The organism is Pseudomonas typographi (assembly GCF_014694385.1).
Classification (GTDB): Bacteria; Pseudomonadota; Gammaproteobacteria; order Pseudomonadales; family Pseudomonadaceae; genus Aquipseudomonas; species Aquipseudomonas typographi.
Genome location: NZ_JAAOCA010000188.1, coordinates 1 through 255 on the forward strand (window position 1 = coordinate 1; position 255 = coordinate 255).

The 255-nt window shown below is 61.2% G+C and carries 1 protein-coding gene; it reads right to left on the bottom strand.

Annotated features, from left to right (window positions below; genetic code table 11):
• Positions 1-255, bottom strand: a 255-nt coding sequence (locus HAQ05_RS28335) for a phage tail tip protein J-related protein (RefSeq protein ID WP_190427774.1), incomplete at both ends; no start/stop codon positions are given.

A 255-nucleotide genomic window follows, 5' to 3' on the forward strand; every position in this document is an offset into this window, starting at 1 on the left:
CGGCCAGGGCCGCCAGGAAGGCCCTCACGTCGTTCGAGGTCGACGCCGGCACCTTCAGGAATCCACTGACCCCATACGCATTGCGGGAGCGAATGAAGTAGTAATAGTTGGTGTAAAACGCCAGGCCGGTGTGGGTCATCGTCAGGCCCTGGCCGATGTATTCCGCGGCATCGGCCTCGGCGGTGGCGTCCATGGTGTAGAAATATTCGTAGGTGCCGCCATTGAGCCCATGCAGCGGGTTGCTGGGGATCAGAA